This window comes from Paenibacillus sp. LK1 (assembly GCF_002750415.1).
Taxonomy (GTDB): Bacteria; Bacillota; Bacilli; order Paenibacillales; family Paenibacillaceae; genus Paenibacillus; species Paenibacillus taichungensis.
Window position 1 is genome coordinate 178,396 of the sequence record NZ_PEII01000001.1, and the last position, 17,706, is coordinate 196,101.

Annotated in this window: 13 protein-coding genes; 1 reads left to right on the forward strand and 12 read right to left on the reverse strand. The window is 48.4% G+C overall.

Annotated elements, in window-relative coordinates; translation table 11 throughout:
• Nucleotides 1-11: 11 nt before the first annotated feature.
• From CS562_RS00735 to sbnA, 12 genes are all read right to left on the reverse strand, one after another.
• Nucleotides 12-599, reverse strand: a complete 588-nt coding sequence (locus CS562_RS00735; RefSeq protein WP_099852841.1) for a histidine phosphatase family protein — start codon at nucleotides 597-599, stop codon at nucleotides 12-14.
• Entirely contained in the window at nucleotides 596-2,902 is a 2,307-nt protein-coding gene (locus CS562_RS00740) for a class I SAM-dependent methyltransferase (RefSeq protein WP_099852844.1), read from the reverse strand. Before CS562_RS00740 ends, CS562_RS00735 begins: the two co-directional genes overlap by 4 nt.
• Before the next feature lie 43 nt (nucleotides 2,903-2,945).
• Entirely contained in the window at nucleotides 2,946-3,758 is an 813-nt protein-coding gene (locus CS562_RS00745; protein WP_099852847.1) for a phosphotransferase family protein, read from the reverse strand.
• A 76-nt stretch (nucleotides 3,759-3,834) separates the two neighbouring features.
• Nucleotides 3,835-5,433 carry a helix-turn-helix domain-containing protein gene (locus tag CS562_RS00750; RefSeq protein WP_180286994.1) on the reverse strand — a complete coding sequence of 533 codons (1,599 nt, stop codon included), beginning with the start codon at nucleotides 5,431-5,433 and terminating at the stop codon, nucleotides 3,835-3,837.
• Between the two features lie 45 nt (nucleotides 5,434-5,478).
• Nucleotides 5,479-6,486: a FecCD family ABC transporter permease gene (locus CS562_RS00755; protein ID WP_099852852.1), complete on the reverse strand. Its 1,008-nt coding sequence runs from the start codon at nucleotides 6,484-6,486 to the stop codon at nucleotides 5,479-5,481.
• Nucleotides 6,483-7,484 (reverse strand): FecCD family ABC transporter permease, encoded by a 1,002-nt coding sequence (locus CS562_RS00760; RefSeq protein ID WP_099852855.1) that lies wholly within the window; start codon nucleotides 7,482-7,484, stop codon nucleotides 6,483-6,485. Before CS562_RS00760 ends, CS562_RS00755 begins: the two co-directional genes overlap by 4 nt.
• A 289-nt stretch (nucleotides 7,485-7,773) precedes the next feature.
• The gene (locus CS562_RS00765) at nucleotides 7,774-8,745 is read right to left on the reverse strand and encodes an ABC transporter substrate-binding protein (RefSeq protein WP_180286995.1); all 972 of its coding nucleotides are present in this window, start codon (nucleotides 8,743-8,745) and stop codon (nucleotides 7,774-7,776) included.
• A gap of 134 nt (nucleotides 8,746-8,879) precedes the next feature.
• Nucleotides 8,880-10,955, reverse strand: coding sequence for an IucA/IucC family protein (locus CS562_RS00770; protein ID WP_180286996.1), 2,076 nt, complete (start codon nucleotides 10,953-10,955; stop codon nucleotides 8,880-8,882).
• A gap of 17 nt (nucleotides 10,956-10,972) precedes the next feature.
• Nucleotides 10,973-12,847: an IucA/IucC family protein gene (locus CS562_RS00775; protein WP_099852863.1), complete on the reverse strand. Its 1,875-nt coding sequence runs from the start codon at nucleotides 12,845-12,847 to the stop codon at nucleotides 10,973-10,975.
• A 43-nt stretch (nucleotides 12,848-12,890) separates the two neighbouring features.
• Nucleotides 12,891-14,114: a type III PLP-dependent enzyme gene (locus CS562_RS00780; protein WP_257219279.1), complete on the reverse strand. Its 1,224-nt coding sequence runs from the start codon at nucleotides 14,112-14,114 to the stop codon at nucleotides 12,891-12,893.
• The gene (sbnB, locus tag CS562_RS00785; RefSeq protein ID WP_099852866.1) at nucleotides 14,105-15,124 is read right to left on the reverse strand and encodes a 2,3-diaminopropionate biosynthesis protein SbnB; all 1,020 of its coding nucleotides are present in this window, start codon (nucleotides 15,122-15,124) and stop codon (nucleotides 14,105-14,107) included. Before sbnB ends, CS562_RS00780 begins: the two co-directional genes overlap by 10 nt.
• A 27-nt stretch (nucleotides 15,125-15,151) precedes the next feature.
• Nucleotides 15,152-16,159 (reverse strand): 2,3-diaminopropionate biosynthesis protein SbnA, encoded by a 1,008-nt coding sequence (gene sbnA, locus CS562_RS00790; protein WP_099852869.1) that lies wholly within the window; start codon nucleotides 16,157-16,159, stop codon nucleotides 15,152-15,154.
• A 233-nt stretch (nucleotides 16,160-16,392) separates the two neighbouring features.
• On the opposite strand from sbnA, the gene CS562_RS00795 reads away from it, so the two are divergent.
• Complete coding sequence (locus tag CS562_RS00795) at nucleotides 16,393-17,694, forward strand: MFS transporter (RefSeq protein WP_099852871.1); 1,302 nt, start codon at nucleotides 16,393-16,395, stop codon at nucleotides 17,692-17,694.
• Nucleotides 17,695-17,706 lie beyond the last annotated feature (12 nt).

Genomic DNA, 17,706 nt, shown 5'->3' on the forward strand with positions numbered 1-17,706 from the left:
ATTTCAAAGGACTAAACCTGTTCTTCCCACAATCGTGTTACCTGAACCAACCTACCTTCACGATCAAACTCCAGCTTGTAGATGTCCGGCATCGTTGTATTTGCCCAGAAGTCATAACCGTAGGACGAATCAAAATAATTGAAAATCAACGTCATGATATCCCCATGGGTGCCAATCACTATTTTTTGTCCCGGATGCCTATCCAGAATTCGCTGTATAACAGCAATTGCCCGCGCCCCAGCGACTACGCCGGATTCTCCACCTGAATAAGCGAATGCAGGATCATCATAGAGCCTTTGTTTGGCTTCCCGAAAATGTTCATGCTTCACTTCAGGACCTGACAGCTTACGCTCACGCAAATCCTCTTCGGTGACCACAATGCCACCTGACACTTCGGCCAACCCCTGAATCGTATCCACGGCCCGTCTATACGGGCTGGAATAAAACGATTGTATCTGCTCCCGGTGGAGCAAACCCGCGACAGTCGCCGCATCCCTTTTTCCTTGTTCCGTCAGACCTCGCTCACGTTCCTGCCCTTCCATATATTCAGATTCCGCGTGCCTTACAAAATATAAAGCCGTGTTGGCTTCATTCGTCATCTGTCCGCCATTCCTTTCTTCTTTTCAATCACAATCAGGCAGGTGCTGTCTGGCAAAGGTGCAGGTTGACCCTGTTCATCCATAAATATAATTCGTTCTCCAAGCGCCTCCGTATATCCTTCTTGAAGAAAGTGTCTTAATGTAATAATCTCGGCTTGCTCACCCAGCGCTTCGCGAATACTTTGCTCATATGCCGATGGGGTAAATATGCCGAATTGTTCCTGAATCTCATGGACATATGCTTCTTCGCCCCATGTATAGGTGTACAGAAATTCCATCGCATCGTTGATATCCAGCACCGCTTCGTCCTCAGAGATTCGCTCGAATTCAATGCTGCGTCCCTGGAAATCCTGCGTATACCGCTCCAGCCATCGCATCCCATCCGGTTCAAGGAAACGAATTCGACGCTTCTGCGCTTCGGGTTCAGTCATGATGCCATCCCTGATCAGAATTCGGCCCCCGGGGGATAACACGTTAAATGAACTTCTTAGCGCAGCTACGACCGTATCCCTGTTAAATCTTCGTCCGTCACGTTCAATATACGAATACAGTTCATGCAGAATGGATGAAAAAATAACCGTATCCACCGTGCCTGGCTGCACGTATTGATCCAGTTGGAGAGCATCTCCCTTCAATACTTGCCAGCGATGTGCCTCCCGCTGCTTTTTGCGCTCCAACGCCTCAATAACATTCGCTGAAATATCAATGCCGATTGGTTCCATCTCAGGTCGTTCCTGCTCAATCAGATCGAGCAATATTCCACCGCCGGGACCGATATCGAGCACACGTTTGCCAACCATGTAATCTAGCAGTACTTTCTTGTAATCACCTGAGCTGTTCATGTCGGCCAGATACGTCTCTTCATTATGGAACCGATCATACGCATCCCGACGGAGTCCAAATAGGTCAAATAACAACAGCACAGCCTTTTCGTATAACGGAGACTTTTCTGCTTCAATACAAAATGCAATTAGCTTCTCGGCCGCCGGGGAAAATTCAAATGTCACAAATACCGTATCCCGCAAATCCGGGTGCCGCTCAATCCGATGTGTCAGATGGGGGTAAGTAATCGTCTCACCTGCTTCAATCTGCTCCCACGAATATTGCTCCAAATACTTTTCAATCATTCGTTTCTTGTAAACATTCAGTTTCTTGACACCTTTATAATCGTAATACATCGTGTTCATTAATGGTTCGAAGCTGATATGCCTTACCATATCCCCTTGTTGCTCCTGTGAAGTCGAGTTCAAGCCCACTCCTTCTTCTTCGGTTACTCTGCCTATGCCTGTGCTGTTCATCGTCAAATCATCTACAGATAACATTCCCTCACTGTGTAGCGTCAAAAGGAAGATCTTAACCATCTCCTGCAATGAAAAATCATGCATCGCTGACTCCACATACCATAAGGTCCGATGAGCCAGAGGAGCGAGAAGTTTCTCTATCTCAAGCTGAGCTTGAAGTTTCGCATATGCTTCATCCATCGCTTCTCCCTGACGTATAGATGAGCTCCGTAAGCGTGACAGCCGCTCCTTCACATTCCAGTCTGTATGATCCGGCTTTGTAATAATCCAACCTACGATACGCTGCACTTCAGCCTGAACTTGATTCCACAACGCTGGATCAACACCAGCAATGATACATTCATTTAATGCGATCAGGATGGCCTGCGTTTCATCTGCGGTCAGCCACCCTTGCGTTATGAACGAGTGCAGTGGGGCATTTTCGGCAAATGGAATTTCTCCTCTTATGTACTGACCAATAAGTCCGTGTGTGGCAATAAGGGTACGAATGATCTCATGCCGAGGTGTGGGTGAACCATATGCAGTTTGCGCAATTTGTGTATTACCGCTTGGATCATCATTTGATAAATCACGTGAGGATTCTGATCGAGATGAATGTTCCTCCTCACGATGGCCTTGCTTGCCATGCAAATGTCCAACACTTCCATACATGTCATATAGCTGTGCTGAACCGACATTGTGCACGAACAGGTTTACCCCCTGTTTCTGCCATTTTCGCCGCTGTTTCGGTGATCCTGCCTTTGCCGTTTCCGACCAGACCAACACATCCTCCAGAATTTCTCGCATCCAAAAAGAAACCTGAAGTCGCTCCAGCATCAGGAGTGTACGTTCTACGTAATCCAGTACCGGATTCGTGCCTTTCAGCTCAGCTATAGAATGAATGCGTTCCAGGTTAATATTCGGCTGCTCTGCCGCTGCCAGCAGCTGCAGCCACAGTGGCTGCTCCCCCTCCGGGAGATGGCCTGACTTGTAAGATTGTATGGCCTTTAATGCGTTCAGCATGAATTTCTACACCTCGTTATCCTTATTAGTTACACTAAATATGTCATTTCAGCAGACGAATACGATTCTGCACAAGCTTGATTAACTGATCCGCTTCCACTGCAGGTAACCTCTCGTCTAGACGTGCAGCCGCGACAGGCAAAATCCAGGCATCCAGCTCCTGGCGAGATATCCCTGAAATCTGGATGTAATGTTGGATATAATGATCCAGCATTACATTGCGAGCCAATTCAAATCCCTTATGAACAGCCGGGTCTGTATCCTCCGGCAACGTGCCGCTCATTAATATTACCCAGCTTCGTGCCACATCACCCGCTGGATCACCCGACATGCCTGTCATCCAGTCTATAACCCAATATTGATCTCTCATTTCATTTAACATGACATTATCGGGATGAAAGTCGCCATGACAAATTTGCTTTCGCTCTGGAAGCGACGACATATAATTAATAACCTGCATCTTATCTTCTTCCGACAATAGAGAGGTATTGCGAATGGCCCCAGTAAGAATCTGCTTTTGTGTGGGGAGTGCTCCTTCATCATCCTGTTGGGCGTGAAGGCTATGATGACAGACTGCCATTTGACGCGATAGTTCTTCGATCAACACGGGCTCCTGAATCATAAGGGATAACATCGTGTTGCCTTCAATCCGTTCAAATATAATCCCTTTACGCGATTCATCATCCATATACAATCTTGCCTGTGGCACAGGTAGGCCCTTTTGGAATACTGCCTCGGTAATCCGAAACTCATTCTGGACAGCTTCGGCTGGAAAATCCGCATGGTATAATTTCATAATCTGATTTGATGGGTACTCATAGATCTCAGCCGTTCTTCCTTGCCCAATCCGTCTCATTCTTCACTCTCCCTAACATGAGTAGACTACCTATTGCAGTACGATCCCTGTTGAAACACTACTAATTCAGTGCTGTTTATCGCTGTTGATGTTCACCCACGGCTGCCATCAATTCATTCATGATTCGTTGTCTCCCCAGTGGAGTCCAGCTCATTACAAACCAATTGGGAATACGCTTAACTTTTCCATCCTTCACCGCCGGAATCTGGGGCCATGCTGCCGTTCTGGTCAACTGGTCATACATTTTGTCACTACCGGCGAGAATATGATGATGATGAATTAATAAATGTTCCGTCTCCAATACAGGCATGGCCTCCGGTTGCAGCTCCATACGCCACAGTTCTGCTGGAGCCTGATTACCCGGGCGCAGACCAAGCTCGCCGTATACCAATTCATTGAGCGGATGATTCACCCTGCCCTGAATGCCAATCGTCCGGTGGCTCACTTGCATGATGGTCATCCGTTCCTGGCCCAGTATCCGGCGCAATGTCTGGCCTGTTGTCTCAGTCTGCACATCCAGACGAGTCAGCATCTCCGCAGCCTCACGTTCCCGGTTCACCAACTCGGCAATTTTCTCAAAGTTTCCTTTCCAGTCCCACACAGAGAAATCCAGAAATACAGGCGCAGCCGTTTGTTTAAACTGCTCTCTGAACTCTGTATGATAATGATCGGCAATGATCATATCTGGATTGGACTGCTCCAATTCCAGCAGTTGGCTGTGCAATTGTTCTGCATACTGTTCATTGCTCTGTCCTGGATACTGGAATAAATCCACCACACAGACCGGCTCGATTCCAACAGATTTCAGATGGTCGTCGAAACCGAGCGAGGATGCTACAGCCACCTTTAACTTGCCTCGCTTCATATATAATGTAGGGGATACACCCACCATGCGCTGAAACATGCGGCTAAAGTAAAATTCACTACGAAACCCGACTGCAGCTGCCACTTCCTTCACTCGACTGTTCTTCGTATTCAGCATCTGCTTGGCCCGGGTCATGCGCACATTGCTCAGGTACTCGACTGGCGGCAGACCTGTTTCACTTCGGAACAAACGTGAAAAAGCAACCGGCGGCATGCCACCTGCTGCTTCAGCCAGCTGTTCAATGCTTACTTTGTCCGTATAGTGCTGCTCCATATAAAGGATGCTGCGTTCAACCCGTTCATCCATTACGGTAGTCGGCTGTTCCGGTTCATTTTTCATAATATTCTGGATCAATTGCTCTAACTGAATTCTCAAATTCAATGAATCCCGATTTCGTTCCTGCCGACTGTGATGATACAACTGCACGATCTGTTGGAGGATCTGTTGTGGATGATGCACGAGAATATGTCCTGGTGAGAGTGCTCCGGATAAGGATAAGGAAGGCAATGCTTCATATCTACCTCTGGTCTTAGTTAGCCGGATCGGTTCAAACCATATGCCATAGTATTCAAACGTGCTGCCTTGTTCCGGGAATTCCACAATCATGCCGGGAACAAGCAAATATAACTGGAGAGGACGAACCTTCTGGAGCGCACCATCCAGTACAACAACTCCTTCGCCCTCTGTAATAAAGCATAATATGTATACAGGGACCCGAACATGTTTGGCTTGTCGGGTCATGGGAAACTTTCGTTTACGTACTGAAGATAAAAGATAGATTAGATTGGCTTCGTTCACATATGATGGCATGAAAAAATGCACCAGCCTTTCTTGCATTCTGAATCCTTTTCTTCATTATATCCCTCTGCGTCGTAACAGCAAATACATCATATATGGAGCCCCGATAATCGCCGTAATTAATCCGGCTGGAATTTCATACGGAGTGAAACATGTCCGTCCAGCGAGATCTGCGAGCATGACGATCAGTCCTCCAAGCAACGCTGCAATCGGTAAACGAACGAGACTCCGGCTTCCTGCCAGATGTTTTGCCATGTGAGGAGCCATTAAGCCAACAAAGCCAATCGTTCCTGCCATCGACACCGCGGACCCGGCGAGCCCTACACTCATCAGAAGGAACAACACCCGCATAGTCTCTACCCGCAGACCCAGTCCAGTTGCCGACTGGACATCGAGCAGAAACATATCCAGCCGTCTGGACATCCATATTAATAGAAGAAACAGGAGCAGCATCCACGGCAATAAAGGCCAAAAGTGTCCCCACGTTCGTCCGTATAGACTGCCTGCCATCCACACGGAAGCCTGAGAGACCCGGAATATTTTGCCCACCGTCAGCAAATAGGTGATTAATGCGCCAGCCATTGCAGAGATGCCCACACCAATCAGCAGCATGCGAACCGTGGAACTCGCCTCTCCTTTTCTCCATGACAATCCATAGATTACCGTGGCCGCGAGAAAGGCTCCAACGAATGCAATCCAAGGCATATGCCGCATTGGAAAGGTAGGAACCAGCACCATGACGGCAACCACCGCAGCAGCCGCACCCGAATTCAGCCCAATTACGCCAGGTGATGCCAGAGGATTCCTTGTAATGACCTGTAGGATTGTACCCGCCAATGCCAGACCGCACCCAACCAGAAAACCGGTCAGTACCCGGGGCAGCCTTAACTGATGAATGGTGAAGTGATATTCCTGATCTCCCCTGCCCATCAAGCTACGCAATACTTCTCCCGGAGGGATGGAGCGATCTCCTAACATCACATTAAGCACAAGCACCCCCACATTCAATAACAACAGGATCAGAAAAAGGGTGATTGCACGTTTCTTTATAATAGAAGAAATCATATCGATCTCTCCTTTCTTTGGGCCAAATAGATGAGGAAAGGAGCACCGAAGAAGGCTGTAACCACCCCAACAGGAATTTCCTGCCCAGGCAACACAAATCTCGCTCCAATATCTGCTGTGAGCAGCAGTAGTGCCCCCAAAACAGCAGAGTACGGAACTACCCAGCGATAATCACTGCCTGTTATTGATCTTGCAATATGCGGAACGGCTAACCCGATAAATCCGATTGGTCCGGCAAGTGCCACGGCACTGCCAGCCAGCAGAACAATCGAGATAATACAGATGATCCTAATCATCTTCATTCGCTGTCCTAATCCTTGAGCCACTTCATCACCTAATCCAAAAATGTTCAATTGACTGCTTAATGCAAACGAACCGACGATGCCAAGGATCAGATAAGGCAGAATTTGAATAAACAGATCGAGATCTCTGCCTGTCAATGAACCCGCCAACCAGAAACGCATCGTATCCAAAGACTGCTCATTCAGGATAAGAATGCCTTGTGTCAGTGAAGCAAATAACAAATTTAATGTAGCCCCTGCCAGAACTAGTTTTACGGAAGTTAAGGGTTGTCTGCCCGTGGAACTGAGAAGGAAAACCATCACGCCTGCAACCGCGGCCCCTAACAGCGCAGACCATGCAAATAATTGTAGAGACGTCGTTCCCAGCCAAAAGGAAGCAAGCACCGCGGTAAGTGCCGCGCCATAATTAATACCGAACAGTTCAGGGCCTGCCAGAGCATTGCGGCTAATCGCCTGCATTAGGCACCCGGCCACAGCCAGTGAGCTGCCAACCACTGCGGCAATAACCGCTCTTGGCAGCCTAACGGTTTGAATGATCAGGTGTTCACGCGATCCGTCAAAGGCATAGAACGTATCCACAACAGAACGCAATGGAATCTGTACAATGCCATACATGATGCTGAATAGAAACGCGAGAAGTGTCAACACGATGATCGTTGCTAAACCAGTGATTTTAAACTTGGTGTTTATGTTCATTTTTACGCCTCCGACCTGCATGCTGCTTGATTTATGTACTTCAATATGTTGTATACAACAGTTAAAATAACAGACTGTCAAAATTTTTCCTTCTATTATATAGGAACAAATATAGAGCACGAATAAAACGTGGCACGAGTCCTATGCAGAAAAATCAGAAAAATTGGATCGTCACATTCGACGACCCAATTTTACAGTTAAGCTATGACCATTTGGAAGCATAATTGCAATTGATAAAGTGCTGATTTCACAATCCATTGTCTCTGGAAAAGGTGCAGCATGTTTGCGTTTAGTTGGCTACATAGGTGTTCAGGTCATCCACGACCTTGTTTACAGCCTGGATGCCCAGGCCACTCATCCAGTACTCCCAGTCAACCGGGTGCACAGCTTCGTTTTGGACTCCTTTCAACGTTGCCCACAATTTACTTTTCTCCAGCTTGGCGAATGCATCCGGCTCACGGTTAAACCAGAAGATTACGTCACCATCGAGATCAGCAATCTGTTCTTCCGTAATATCCTTGGAGAAGCCTGCATCCTGCTGTGCGGCGGGACGAGTAATTCCGGCATCTTCCATAATCGTACCTGCAAAGGTTTCTTTCAGATAGACCTGAATTTTGTCTTCACGGGGACGGAACAGCGATACTTCCTTGGCATCTTTGCCTGCAAGCGTGGATTTCAATTCCTCAATGCGCTGCTGATATGTATCCAACAGCTTCTTGCCATCTTCCAGCTTGTTTACTGCATCGGCATGAAGCTGCAGATTTTCTTTCCAGGTAACCCCGAGTGTTTCTACAAACACCGTAGGCGCGATTTGTTTTAACTGATCATGGATAGCATCATGTGTATCTTTATTACCAATGATCAAATCCGGCTTCATTGCATCGATAGCCTCCAGGCTTGGTTCATTCACCGATCCGATATTCTCAATGCCTTCTGTGCCTTTTAGATAAGCCGGATACGGATCGCCTGCTGCCAGGATGGAAGGTGCGCCTACAGGTTTAATGCCCAACTCGAGCAAATTATCCAAGGCCCCAATGTCCAGTACCACAATTCGACTTGCATTGGTTGGAACCTGTACCTCACCATATGCATCTTTGACGGTACGTGTATCGCCAGTATTGGCTATGGTTTCTTCTTGCTTTGGTTCGGTTGGTGCTGTTTCCGCTGCTGTACCATTGGCTGCACCCGATCCCGAATTTCCACAACCCGCTAGCACCAGCATCAGTACTGCCAACATAGCAAAATGTACCCATGATTTCATTCCAATCCTCTTTCTCTCTACTTGCATCCCATCCAACCCCCTGATCCTATTTAATAACCTAATCAATAATGATTATCATTATTAAAACAATATCCCACAATTCCAGTTTCTGTCCATGCAATATTCTTTTGATCTCATATACTATTTTTTAATTCATCCTCATTAGACCCAAATTTATCCATAATCCGGTGCGCCAGTGGATTCGGAACCTGATGAATGCGCAATTCATCATCTGGGAACATACGACGCTTGGTCAATTGCTCTACTCCGATCTCAGGATCAAACAAGGAATACCGTTCGTAACGCTCATGAAATTCAGGGAAATGTTGTTGATAGTCGGTAATAATCTTACGAACTTTGTTCCAGAAGGTCTGCTCTCTGATCTGGTAATGCTCGTGCATGAACAAAGCCAGCTCTCCAAGATTGATAAAGAAAAAGGCATCATGTATGAAATCCCGCACTTCTGTCGGTTCTTCCGTCTCCAGGAATGAATTACGGTTCACACGGCGGTGATATTCTGGTACCTCGACAAGCGCTGGACAGAGCTTTGGATCGGCAAGTGCCTCTCTTGTAAATCGAATTCCATCGTGAAAATCCTTCAGCGCAATGCGTGAGGGTCTGCCTTCCCGGTGAATGAGCAGCATATTCTGTGCATGAGACTCTAGCGCAATCCCATGAGCGAATAACCAGTGAATGAGCGGTCGTACCGCAGTCAGCAGTAGCTCGGACAGCCATTCATCAGCACCCAGCTTTTTCACCCAAGGATCAATCGCCGGGCGCCCTGCATAGTCCAGTGTAGACAATGCATTAAACGGAATCGCTGATTCACCCGGTTCCAGCCGGGAATGTACACTTTCTCTCCAAATGCAGGACAACACACCATACGAGAGTGGCTTCAAAACATCCGGTATCTGATGATTGTCGTATGCAACGCCAGCAATCTCTCCCAAAAGAATGACACGCAGTTCATCCCTCAAGTAGGGATCTTGCTTACTAATTCCCTGCAGCCAATCGGTAATGCGAGGTGCATTCTCAACCGTATGTGGGGCGATCACCCTACTAGTTGATGTGTTGATCATACTAAGCGACAGCTTCAAGTACGGTGAATTGGGACGTGATCGGTTAGCTAGCGTGCGAATCGACTGTTGAGCAGTATATCGGTCTTCGCTGCTGCCAAGCGGTACGATGCTCCCGTTACGAATATCTTCTGCAAGTACAGAACTGATCGTTGTTCGCCATTGCCACGGATGGACTGGCATCATCACATACTCTGCCGGATCAGCACCCATTTCCTGTAGTGCCGTGAGGAAGCGATCCAACACTTGTTCGCCAAGTTGATTCTGAAGCCATTCCCTTGCAGCCGGTCCATGTTCATTCGTGCCATGACTTATCCGTGCGTTTTGCTTATGAATTCCCACCCATATCGGTTTAATGCATCCGCGGAACTCGGGTCCATATTCAAGCTGATCTTCGATTCGGAAGCCGATACGGGATTTATAACTTGGATGGTATGGATGACCCTCGATAATTCCACTTTCCCAGTCCTCATCGGGAAGAGCATGGAGATCAGTCTGCCGCTCAGCCCGTACATATCTCGCCAGTGTGTCATTGATCAGCGTCTGTTCCAGTTCTTTAACGAAATGCAGCAGCTTTCCTTCATCGGCGCCTATCGCAGGTCCGACTTCCAGCAAAAATAGAGAAATCGACTCCGCTTCTTGCCCAACTTCTACAGCCTGAATACGTTCTCCCTTTTGAATGCTGCTACTTCCCGAACCCCAAGCCGGAGTCTCATCCATAAAGACACGTCTTGTAATCGGTTCATGGTTCAGCCGTAAACGACCAAAGGTGAGATGGCTCGTTCCCCTGCATGCGTAGAAAACCCGTTCGCCGTTCAGACCAAGACCCTCTATTTCCCAAACGTTGAACCCCTGCTCCTCCCTTGAGGTATATTCGATAACACCTTCGTACATCAAGGATTCAACCAACTGCTTGAATATGCGTCTGCGTGCATCGGTATAGTGGTGTGAAGACAGGGATGCGGTGTAAAATTTTCTTAGCTGCTCTTGCCAATGCTCCTTCTCCACTCCAACTCTAGAGCGTGCCACACCATTTCCTGAGTGGCTAGAGGATTCATCTATGCAAAACGTTTGCCCGTCCTGATCCTCATCATGGCTCTGATATTCCGATATTCTCGTACTTTCCATGCGCATGCTTCCTCCCCTCCTGATTAACTCTGCCATATTGGCCTGTAGACATGCAGTGGATTACTTACCCGATGCACACAATCCCCCGGCCCTTCATGAATTCGCCGTCTGGTCAGCTGTTCCACTTCGATCTCGGATGCAAAAACGTCAAACTGTTCAAATCGCGTCTGTAGCTCCGGGAACCGTTCCTGGTAATTCAAAATCACTTCGGCAGCCATGCGCCACCATTGCTTTTCGCTCAGGTCAAAGTGCTTCTCCAGAAACAATGCCACTTCGGTCAGGTTGATAAAACACAACGCGTCTAACATAAAGTCCTTCACCTCAGAAGGGTCTTCCTTCTCCACAAACGAATTGCGATTCACCCGCTGATGGTTGGCAGGTGGATATTCAATATCCGGGTATCCAAACGGGTGAGGAATGGATGGGCAGTAACGGATTCCGTCATGGAAATCCTTAAGCGCAATCCGGCTGGGCCATCCTTTTTTCAGCACGATAATCATATTCTGCGCATGCGATTCCAGCGCCGCTCCATGTGCGTACAGCAGATGTATCAACGGTACCACCGCAACATTCAGCAATTGCCGGGTCCAGCGATCCAGGCCATATGCGCTTATCCACGGTTTAATGACCGGAGTGCCCTGCTGATCGAGATGACACAAAGCATTGAAGGGCAAAGCATCTTCTCCTGCCCGCAAGCGTGGATGCAGACTTTCACGCCAGATCACTCCAAGTGATCCGTATATTTTTTGCTCCAGTATATTGGGCAGTTTCTGGTGATGGTACGATACACCCGCAATCTCCTTCAGCACAATCAGACCAAGCTCATCCTGCAAAAACGAATCTTCTGCCACCACACGACCAAGCCAGTCCGAGATACGGGCTGCATTCATGATCGTGTGCTGTGCCAGAATTCGGCCGGATGACGTATTCACCATATTCAGTGGCAGTTTGACATACGGTTTATCGCGATGACTCACATTCGTCAATGTGCGAATGGATTGTTGAGGACAGTAGGTGTCACCTGCTTGACCCAGATATATAATTTCCCCTGTTCGGAGTTGCTCCGCACACGCCACCGATATTATTCGTTCCCACTGCCAGGGATGCACAGGAACGAATACATATTCATCAACACTTGCAGCCCCATCCGTATTCACTTTCTCCTCGGCATTGGCAGCCGAGTTCAATTTCAAGTTCGCAGACGATATAACTTCCTGCAAAATCAACTTGAATGTCTGTAGCTCCTGCCCCAGCTCGTTATGAATAAACTCAGCATACGTGTCCAGTGAAGACGAAATGGATATCTGGGCTGAATCCTGTTTAATCGCAATCCAGACCAGCTTGAATTCGGGTCCGAACTCCGGTCCATAGGCTTCATTGTCAGAAAGCGTGAATCCAACTCTGGATTTGTAACAAGGATGATACGGATGCCCTTCAATCAGGGCAGATTCCCACTCATCATATTCTGATACCCGAGGTTCGGGCTGACCAGCACGCCATCGCACAGACAGCGTGTCCTTCAGATGGGTTTGCTGAAGCTCATCCATGAATTGCCCCAGCTGAGCTTCGGATGTGGGAATATGCGCAGCCATCTCCAGTAAAAAACGAGGAATAGAATCTGCTTCAGCTCTATCTTTCGATGTTACCCGCATAATTGGTTTATCTGACAACCGAATGCGATCAAAGCTCTCTTTTTGTACAGCCCAAAAGGTGTATTCCACCTTCTCTCCTGTCTCCATCTCCCCTCGCAGTGTATACTCTGCCTCCGCATAAGGCCCGATCACCGGTTCACTCAAGATTTGCTCATACAGAAATGACTCCACCAATTGCCTGAAAATACGTCGCCGCACCATTATCCACTCTTCGGACCTGACCAATTCTGCTGTTAGACCGTTCATATGACACCTCCCATGATTGCACTGCCTCAAACCATTTCATGTGCTACTGCAAATAAATGTGCTCCGGGTGTGGATGACTCAAAAAGTCATGATGCGAGATCGCCCAGCCATAAGCACCCGCATATTGGAACAGCAAAATGTCTCCTGCCCGAACCCTGCCTGACATAATATCACTTGCCAAAATATCTTTCGGAGTACATAGCTGGCCTGCCACTGTAAAAGCGGTTTCCTTCACCTCGGGTCTGTCATACGGATGCGTCCAGTTCTCCACCTCAATCACTTCGAACGGATGACTGTGCTGCCAAGAAACGGGTAGGCGAAAATGATGTGTACCGCCACGCACGATGACATATGTTTTACCATGGTTGACTTTAACGTCGAGCACCTCGGTTGCATAATACCCACTCGACGCCGTAAGGTAACGCCCACATTCGAACAACAAAGTCGTTTCCGAAGGCAGTTCCTTTTGCAATACCGGTGCAATTCCATTCACAAATGTGTTCCAGTCGAACTGTTGCTCCAGATGGGCATAGTTCACACCAATTCCACCCCCGGCATTCAAATACCGAAGCGTGAAACCATATTGCCTCGCCCAATCCCGTGCGATCGTGCAGTAATACTCAACCAGTTTCACATGCTGCTCCGCATCCAGATTGTTCGAAAGGGAGTGAAAATGAAAGCCTTCCACCTGAATATGTGGCAAGTGTCGGAGCTGGTTCATGACTTGTGGCAGCATAACCTCGTCGATTCCGAACTGGGTCGGACGACCGCCCATCGCCAGTGTCGCCTGCGGCAGTGGACCTTTCAGGTTAATCCGCAGCAATACGGATACCCGAACGTCGTTTTGACGAGCAATCTCGTTCAGCTTGTTTAGCTCGTGCATACTCTCCACATGAATAAGCTGCACTTTATGCTCTATCGCTCCCCGAAGCTCGACTTCCGTCTTGCCTGGTCCACCAAACAGAATCGGAATATCCGCTGAGACTTGTCTCACCTTCACGATCTCGCCCAAAGATGCCACTTCAAAGCCATGAACTACAGGGGCCAGCGCTCGAAGCACTTCTTCTTCCGAGTTGGCTTTGATGGCATAGAACAGCTGACTAGATTCCGGCATGGATTGTACACGTTGATGCACATGAGCGACGAGTGCTGTTACATCCCGGATGTAGGCACATACCGGTTCGGTCTGCTGTTCTTTCAGTGCCAATAGGTGCTCACGAACTCTTGCAACCTGAGGCATACGTCCTATCTTCAGCTCTATAGCCATAAACGTGTGCCCTTTCCTTGTTCAACGGCTCTTGCATACATCTCTGCCGCACTGGAAATATCCTCAATCGCCATCCCCATCGGGTTCAGCACAATAATCTCACCCTCATGTTCTCGTCCTGACTTTGCCCCAATCAGGATCTCGCCGAGTTCAGCATGAAGCTGCTCACGGGAGAATTTCCCTTCCAGCACCAGCTGATTAATAATCTTTTTCTCCCGATTGGATTGATCCCAGTCGTCCACGACCACTTTGTCTGCCTGCATAAATACATCCTTGTGCAAATCCATAATCGAGATGTTACTGACAAAGGTACCTTTGGCAATCCATTCATACGGAATATGGGGCGATGAGGCTACCGTAGCCGTTACGAGTACTTCCGCTTGTCGTACCGCTTGTTCTGACGAATCTTCCACCAGCACTTCAACCTGATCAAAACGCGAACCAATTTCATCGGCAAGCTGGCGGGCCGTATCGTCATTCAGGTCATACAGATGGATGGTCCGAATGGAGTCAAATTGTTCAAGCAGCGAGGTGATCTGCATTCTGGCGATTACCCCGCAGCCGATTACGCTCACTGTGCGGAAACCTTCTCTGGCTAAATATCTTGCCCCAATGGCTGTAACCGCTGCCGTGCGCATCCCACTGATCACGCTGCCTTCCATCACCGCCACCGGATAGTTACTTTCCGGATCATTGAGGATAATAAGAGCGCTTGCACGTTCCTTATGACGCTTAGCCGGATTATCATGTTTGCTTCCAATCCACTTGAGACCACTGATCGCTACATCGCCACCCACATACGCAGGCATCGCAATAATGCGATCGGCAATATGACCGCTCGCCTCGTTAACCCGCAGATAAGGCTTCAACGGTTGCACGATATCCCGCTTGGCATGAAGCTCCAGTGCACGGGTTACTGCTTTGACATATGGCTCTGAATACAGCCCTCCCAGATCTATAATATCCTGTTTACTCATATACAAAAGGCTATGATCCTGAACGGTGCTCATATTTGATCTCTCCTCTGAGATAAATTTTTAAATACTCTTAATAGCTTGGCTTGGCGGCAATTGATTAACCCATTGCTCGTCATACACACTGTCCAGATAACGTTCTCCACGATCTGCGAAAACAGTAACCACTTTGGCTGAAGGCCGCAAGGTTGGAACCAGTTTTTCCAATGCAGCAACCAGTGATCCGGACGAACCTCCTGCAAAAATGCCTTCCCGTTCCAGCAGCTTCTGGCAGCCTAGCACAGATTCCCGATCATCCACATGAATAACTTGGTCAATCTCGTTCGGGCTGAATAACTCAGGGACACGGTTGGCGCCGATACCTGGCAATTCACGCTGACGTGATGGTGTGCCAAAAATGATCGAGCCAACTGCATCAACGGCTACGATCCGCGCATGCGGATTTGCCTCTTTCACACGGCGGGATATGCCCAGAATACTTCCAGTCGTACTCACTGCACACACTAGTACGTCTATCTGTCCATCCATCTGCTCCACAATCTCCTGACCTGCACCATGATAGTGAGCTTGCCAGTTCAAAGGGTTGGCATACTGGTTGATCCAGTAACCTGCCGGGTCCTGACTGGCTAACTCCTTAACCCTGCGAATACGGGATTGCAAATAACTTCCGTGTTCGTCCGGTTCAGTCACCATGTCAACCTGTGCCCCGAGGTAGGTTATCATTCTCAGATTCGTCGATGTGATTTTTGGATCAACCACACAAGTGAATTTCAGTCCATATCGTTTTGCGGTTAATGCGAGACCAATTCCCAGATTTCCTGAAGTGCTCTCGATGAGATGCGTATCTGGTTTGATCGTTCCTTCTCGCAGACCCTGCTCGATAATGTATCGTGCAGGTCGGTCTTTCATGCTGCCGCCGGGGTTCATCATTTCCAGCTTGGCATACACCGACGCTCCTGAAGATCCGAACAGGGAATTCAAGCGAACCAGTGGTGTTTGACCGATACAATCGATAATGGAATCCGCAACTTTAAGCGAGCTATCCTTGATTTGCAGGGTACTTTGTTCCATGTGTTTACACCAGCTTTCTGGGCATATTGTTGTCCAAAATCGCTTTATTGATAATGATTATCATTTTCAAAATTGGACACAGGGCCTATTATGCATATCCTTTTTTTTCCTGTCAACACTAAAATTTTTGGAAAGTTTTTGAAAAAAAATAAGATTGACATTGAGAATCATTCTTGATAATCTGATCAGCAATTGGTTTCAAATTGCCAAAATCAAGGTGGTGAAGTAGACACATGATGTCTCAAATGGCATGGAAACAGAGCGTCCGCATTTTGTGGGGTGGACGCTTTCTTTCCAGTGCCGGGCTGACTGGAATCAGCCCTTTTATACCCTACTACATGGAGCATCTGAACGCGGGAACGCCGGAAGAGGTGCTGATGTGGACAGGTCTGTCCGTATCTGCGCCTGCTTTGTCCTACGCACTTCTGACCCCTTTTTGGGGTAAGATCGGAGATCGTTGGAGTCGAAAATGGATGGTTGTCAGAGCGCTGGTCGGACTGGCCCTTAGCATGTTTCTGATGGGCGTTGCCCAGACGCCCTTTCAATTCTTTTTGTTCCGTCTCTGCCAGGGGGCTTTCGGTGGCATATCTGATGCAAGCAGTGCGTTTGTGGGAACCCATGTCCCTGACCAAAAGCAGGGTTCTGCGCTCGGACAGTTGGAGCGGGCATCGGCAGCAGGTCTGCTCGTGGGACCACTACTAGGAAGCATATGTGTAAACACATGGGGAAGTCGTCCGCTATTGTTCATTACGGCCTCGTTGACATTGAGCTTTGCTGTGCTTGCCGCAATCGTATTAACGGGGGCGACGACGCATCGGATTCCTACGGCCAAGACCAATACTCAAGTATCTCCTGTGGAACAGCACCTGCCTTCGGCCGCTCTGTTGAATAACCATGGCAAAAACAGAAACAAGAGCGGAATTATCCATGCCTTCGTTTCGCTGATTACGCATCCGATTGCCCGAAGACTCGTTATCGCAGGCATCATTTTTAAGCTCGCAGATTTTGCAACATTTACGATGTTCACCCCGTTTATTCGTGAAATCGTCCCTTCCTCAGGTGCAGCTGCGCTTACCGTCGGGGTTCTGCTCGCGATGTCTTCGGTTGGTGAATTGGTTGGCGCATCGTGGTGGGGTAAGCGAAACGATCGTTACTTACCCGAACGCAATCTCCGGCTGGCTGGTTTGTTATGCGGCTTGTGTCTGCTTGCACATACACTTCCACTCGGGGTGGCCTGGCTGCTGGTTGTACGTTTTCTGCAAGGATTCTTCTACAGCGCCCTGTTGCAGACGGTCATGCTCAACGTGCTGAAATCCTCCACCGATCAGGATCGGGGCGTGCGCATCGGAGCTACCAACAGTATGTTAATGGCTGGTCAGATTGCCGGTCCGTCCATTGGGGTTCTAATCGGAGGTATCTGGGGAATTCCAGCTGTATTTCTCGTCATGGGGACAGTCATGCTTGCCGCTTCGCTTGCTGTACGCCGCCCAGCGGTTCATGAGCCAAAAGCTCCCGTACAACTGCCACTCCAATAATTTGTGAAAGGA

Coding starts and splice junctions, on each gene's coding strand:
- CS562_RS00760 (WP_099852855.1), bottom strand. CDS start 7,484: ATGAACATAAACACCAAGTTTAAAATCACTGGTTTAGCAACGATCATC.
- CS562_RS00750 (WP_180286994.1), bottom strand. CDS start 5,433: ATGCCATCATATGTGAACGAAGCCAATCTAATCTATCTTTTATCTTCA.
- CS562_RS00775 (WP_099852863.1), bottom strand. CDS start 12,847: ATGAACGGTCTAACAGCAGAATTGGTCAGGTCCGAAGAGTGGATAATG.
- sbnA (WP_099852869.1), bottom strand. CDS start 16,159: ATGGAACAAAGTACCCTGCAAATCAAGGATAGCTCGCTTAAAGTTGCG.
- CS562_RS00740 (WP_099852844.1), bottom strand. CDS start 2,902: ATGCTGAACGCATTAAAGGCCATACAATCTTACAAGTCAGGCCATCTC.
- CS562_RS00780 (WP_257219279.1), bottom strand. CDS start 14,114: ATGGCTATAGAGCTGAAGATAGGACGTATGCCTCAGGTTGCAAGAGTT.
- CS562_RS00745 (WP_099852847.1), bottom strand. CDS start 3,758: ATGAGACGGATTGGGCAAGGAAGAACGGCTGAGATCTATGAGTACCCA.
- CS562_RS00755 (WP_099852852.1), bottom strand. CDS start 6,486: ATGATTTCTTCTATTATAAAGAAACGTGCAATCACCCTTTTTCTGATC.
- CS562_RS00735 (WP_099852841.1), bottom strand. CDS start 599: ATGACGAATGAAGCCAACACGGCTTTATATTTTGTAAGGCACGCGGAA.
- CS562_RS00795 (WP_099852871.1), top strand. CDS start 16,393: ATGATGTCTCAAATGGCATGGAAACAGAGCGTCCGCATTTTGTGGGGT.
- CS562_RS00770 (WP_180286996.1), bottom strand. CDS start 10,955: ATGCGCATGGAAAGTACGAGAATATCGGAATATCAGAGCCATGATGAG.
- CS562_RS00765 (WP_180286995.1), bottom strand. CDS start 8,745: ATGAAATCATGGGTACATTTTGCTATGTTGGCAGTACTGATGCTGGTG.
- sbnB (WP_099852866.1), bottom strand. CDS start 15,124: ATGAGCACCGTTCAGGATCATAGCCTTTTGTATATGAGTAAACAGGAT.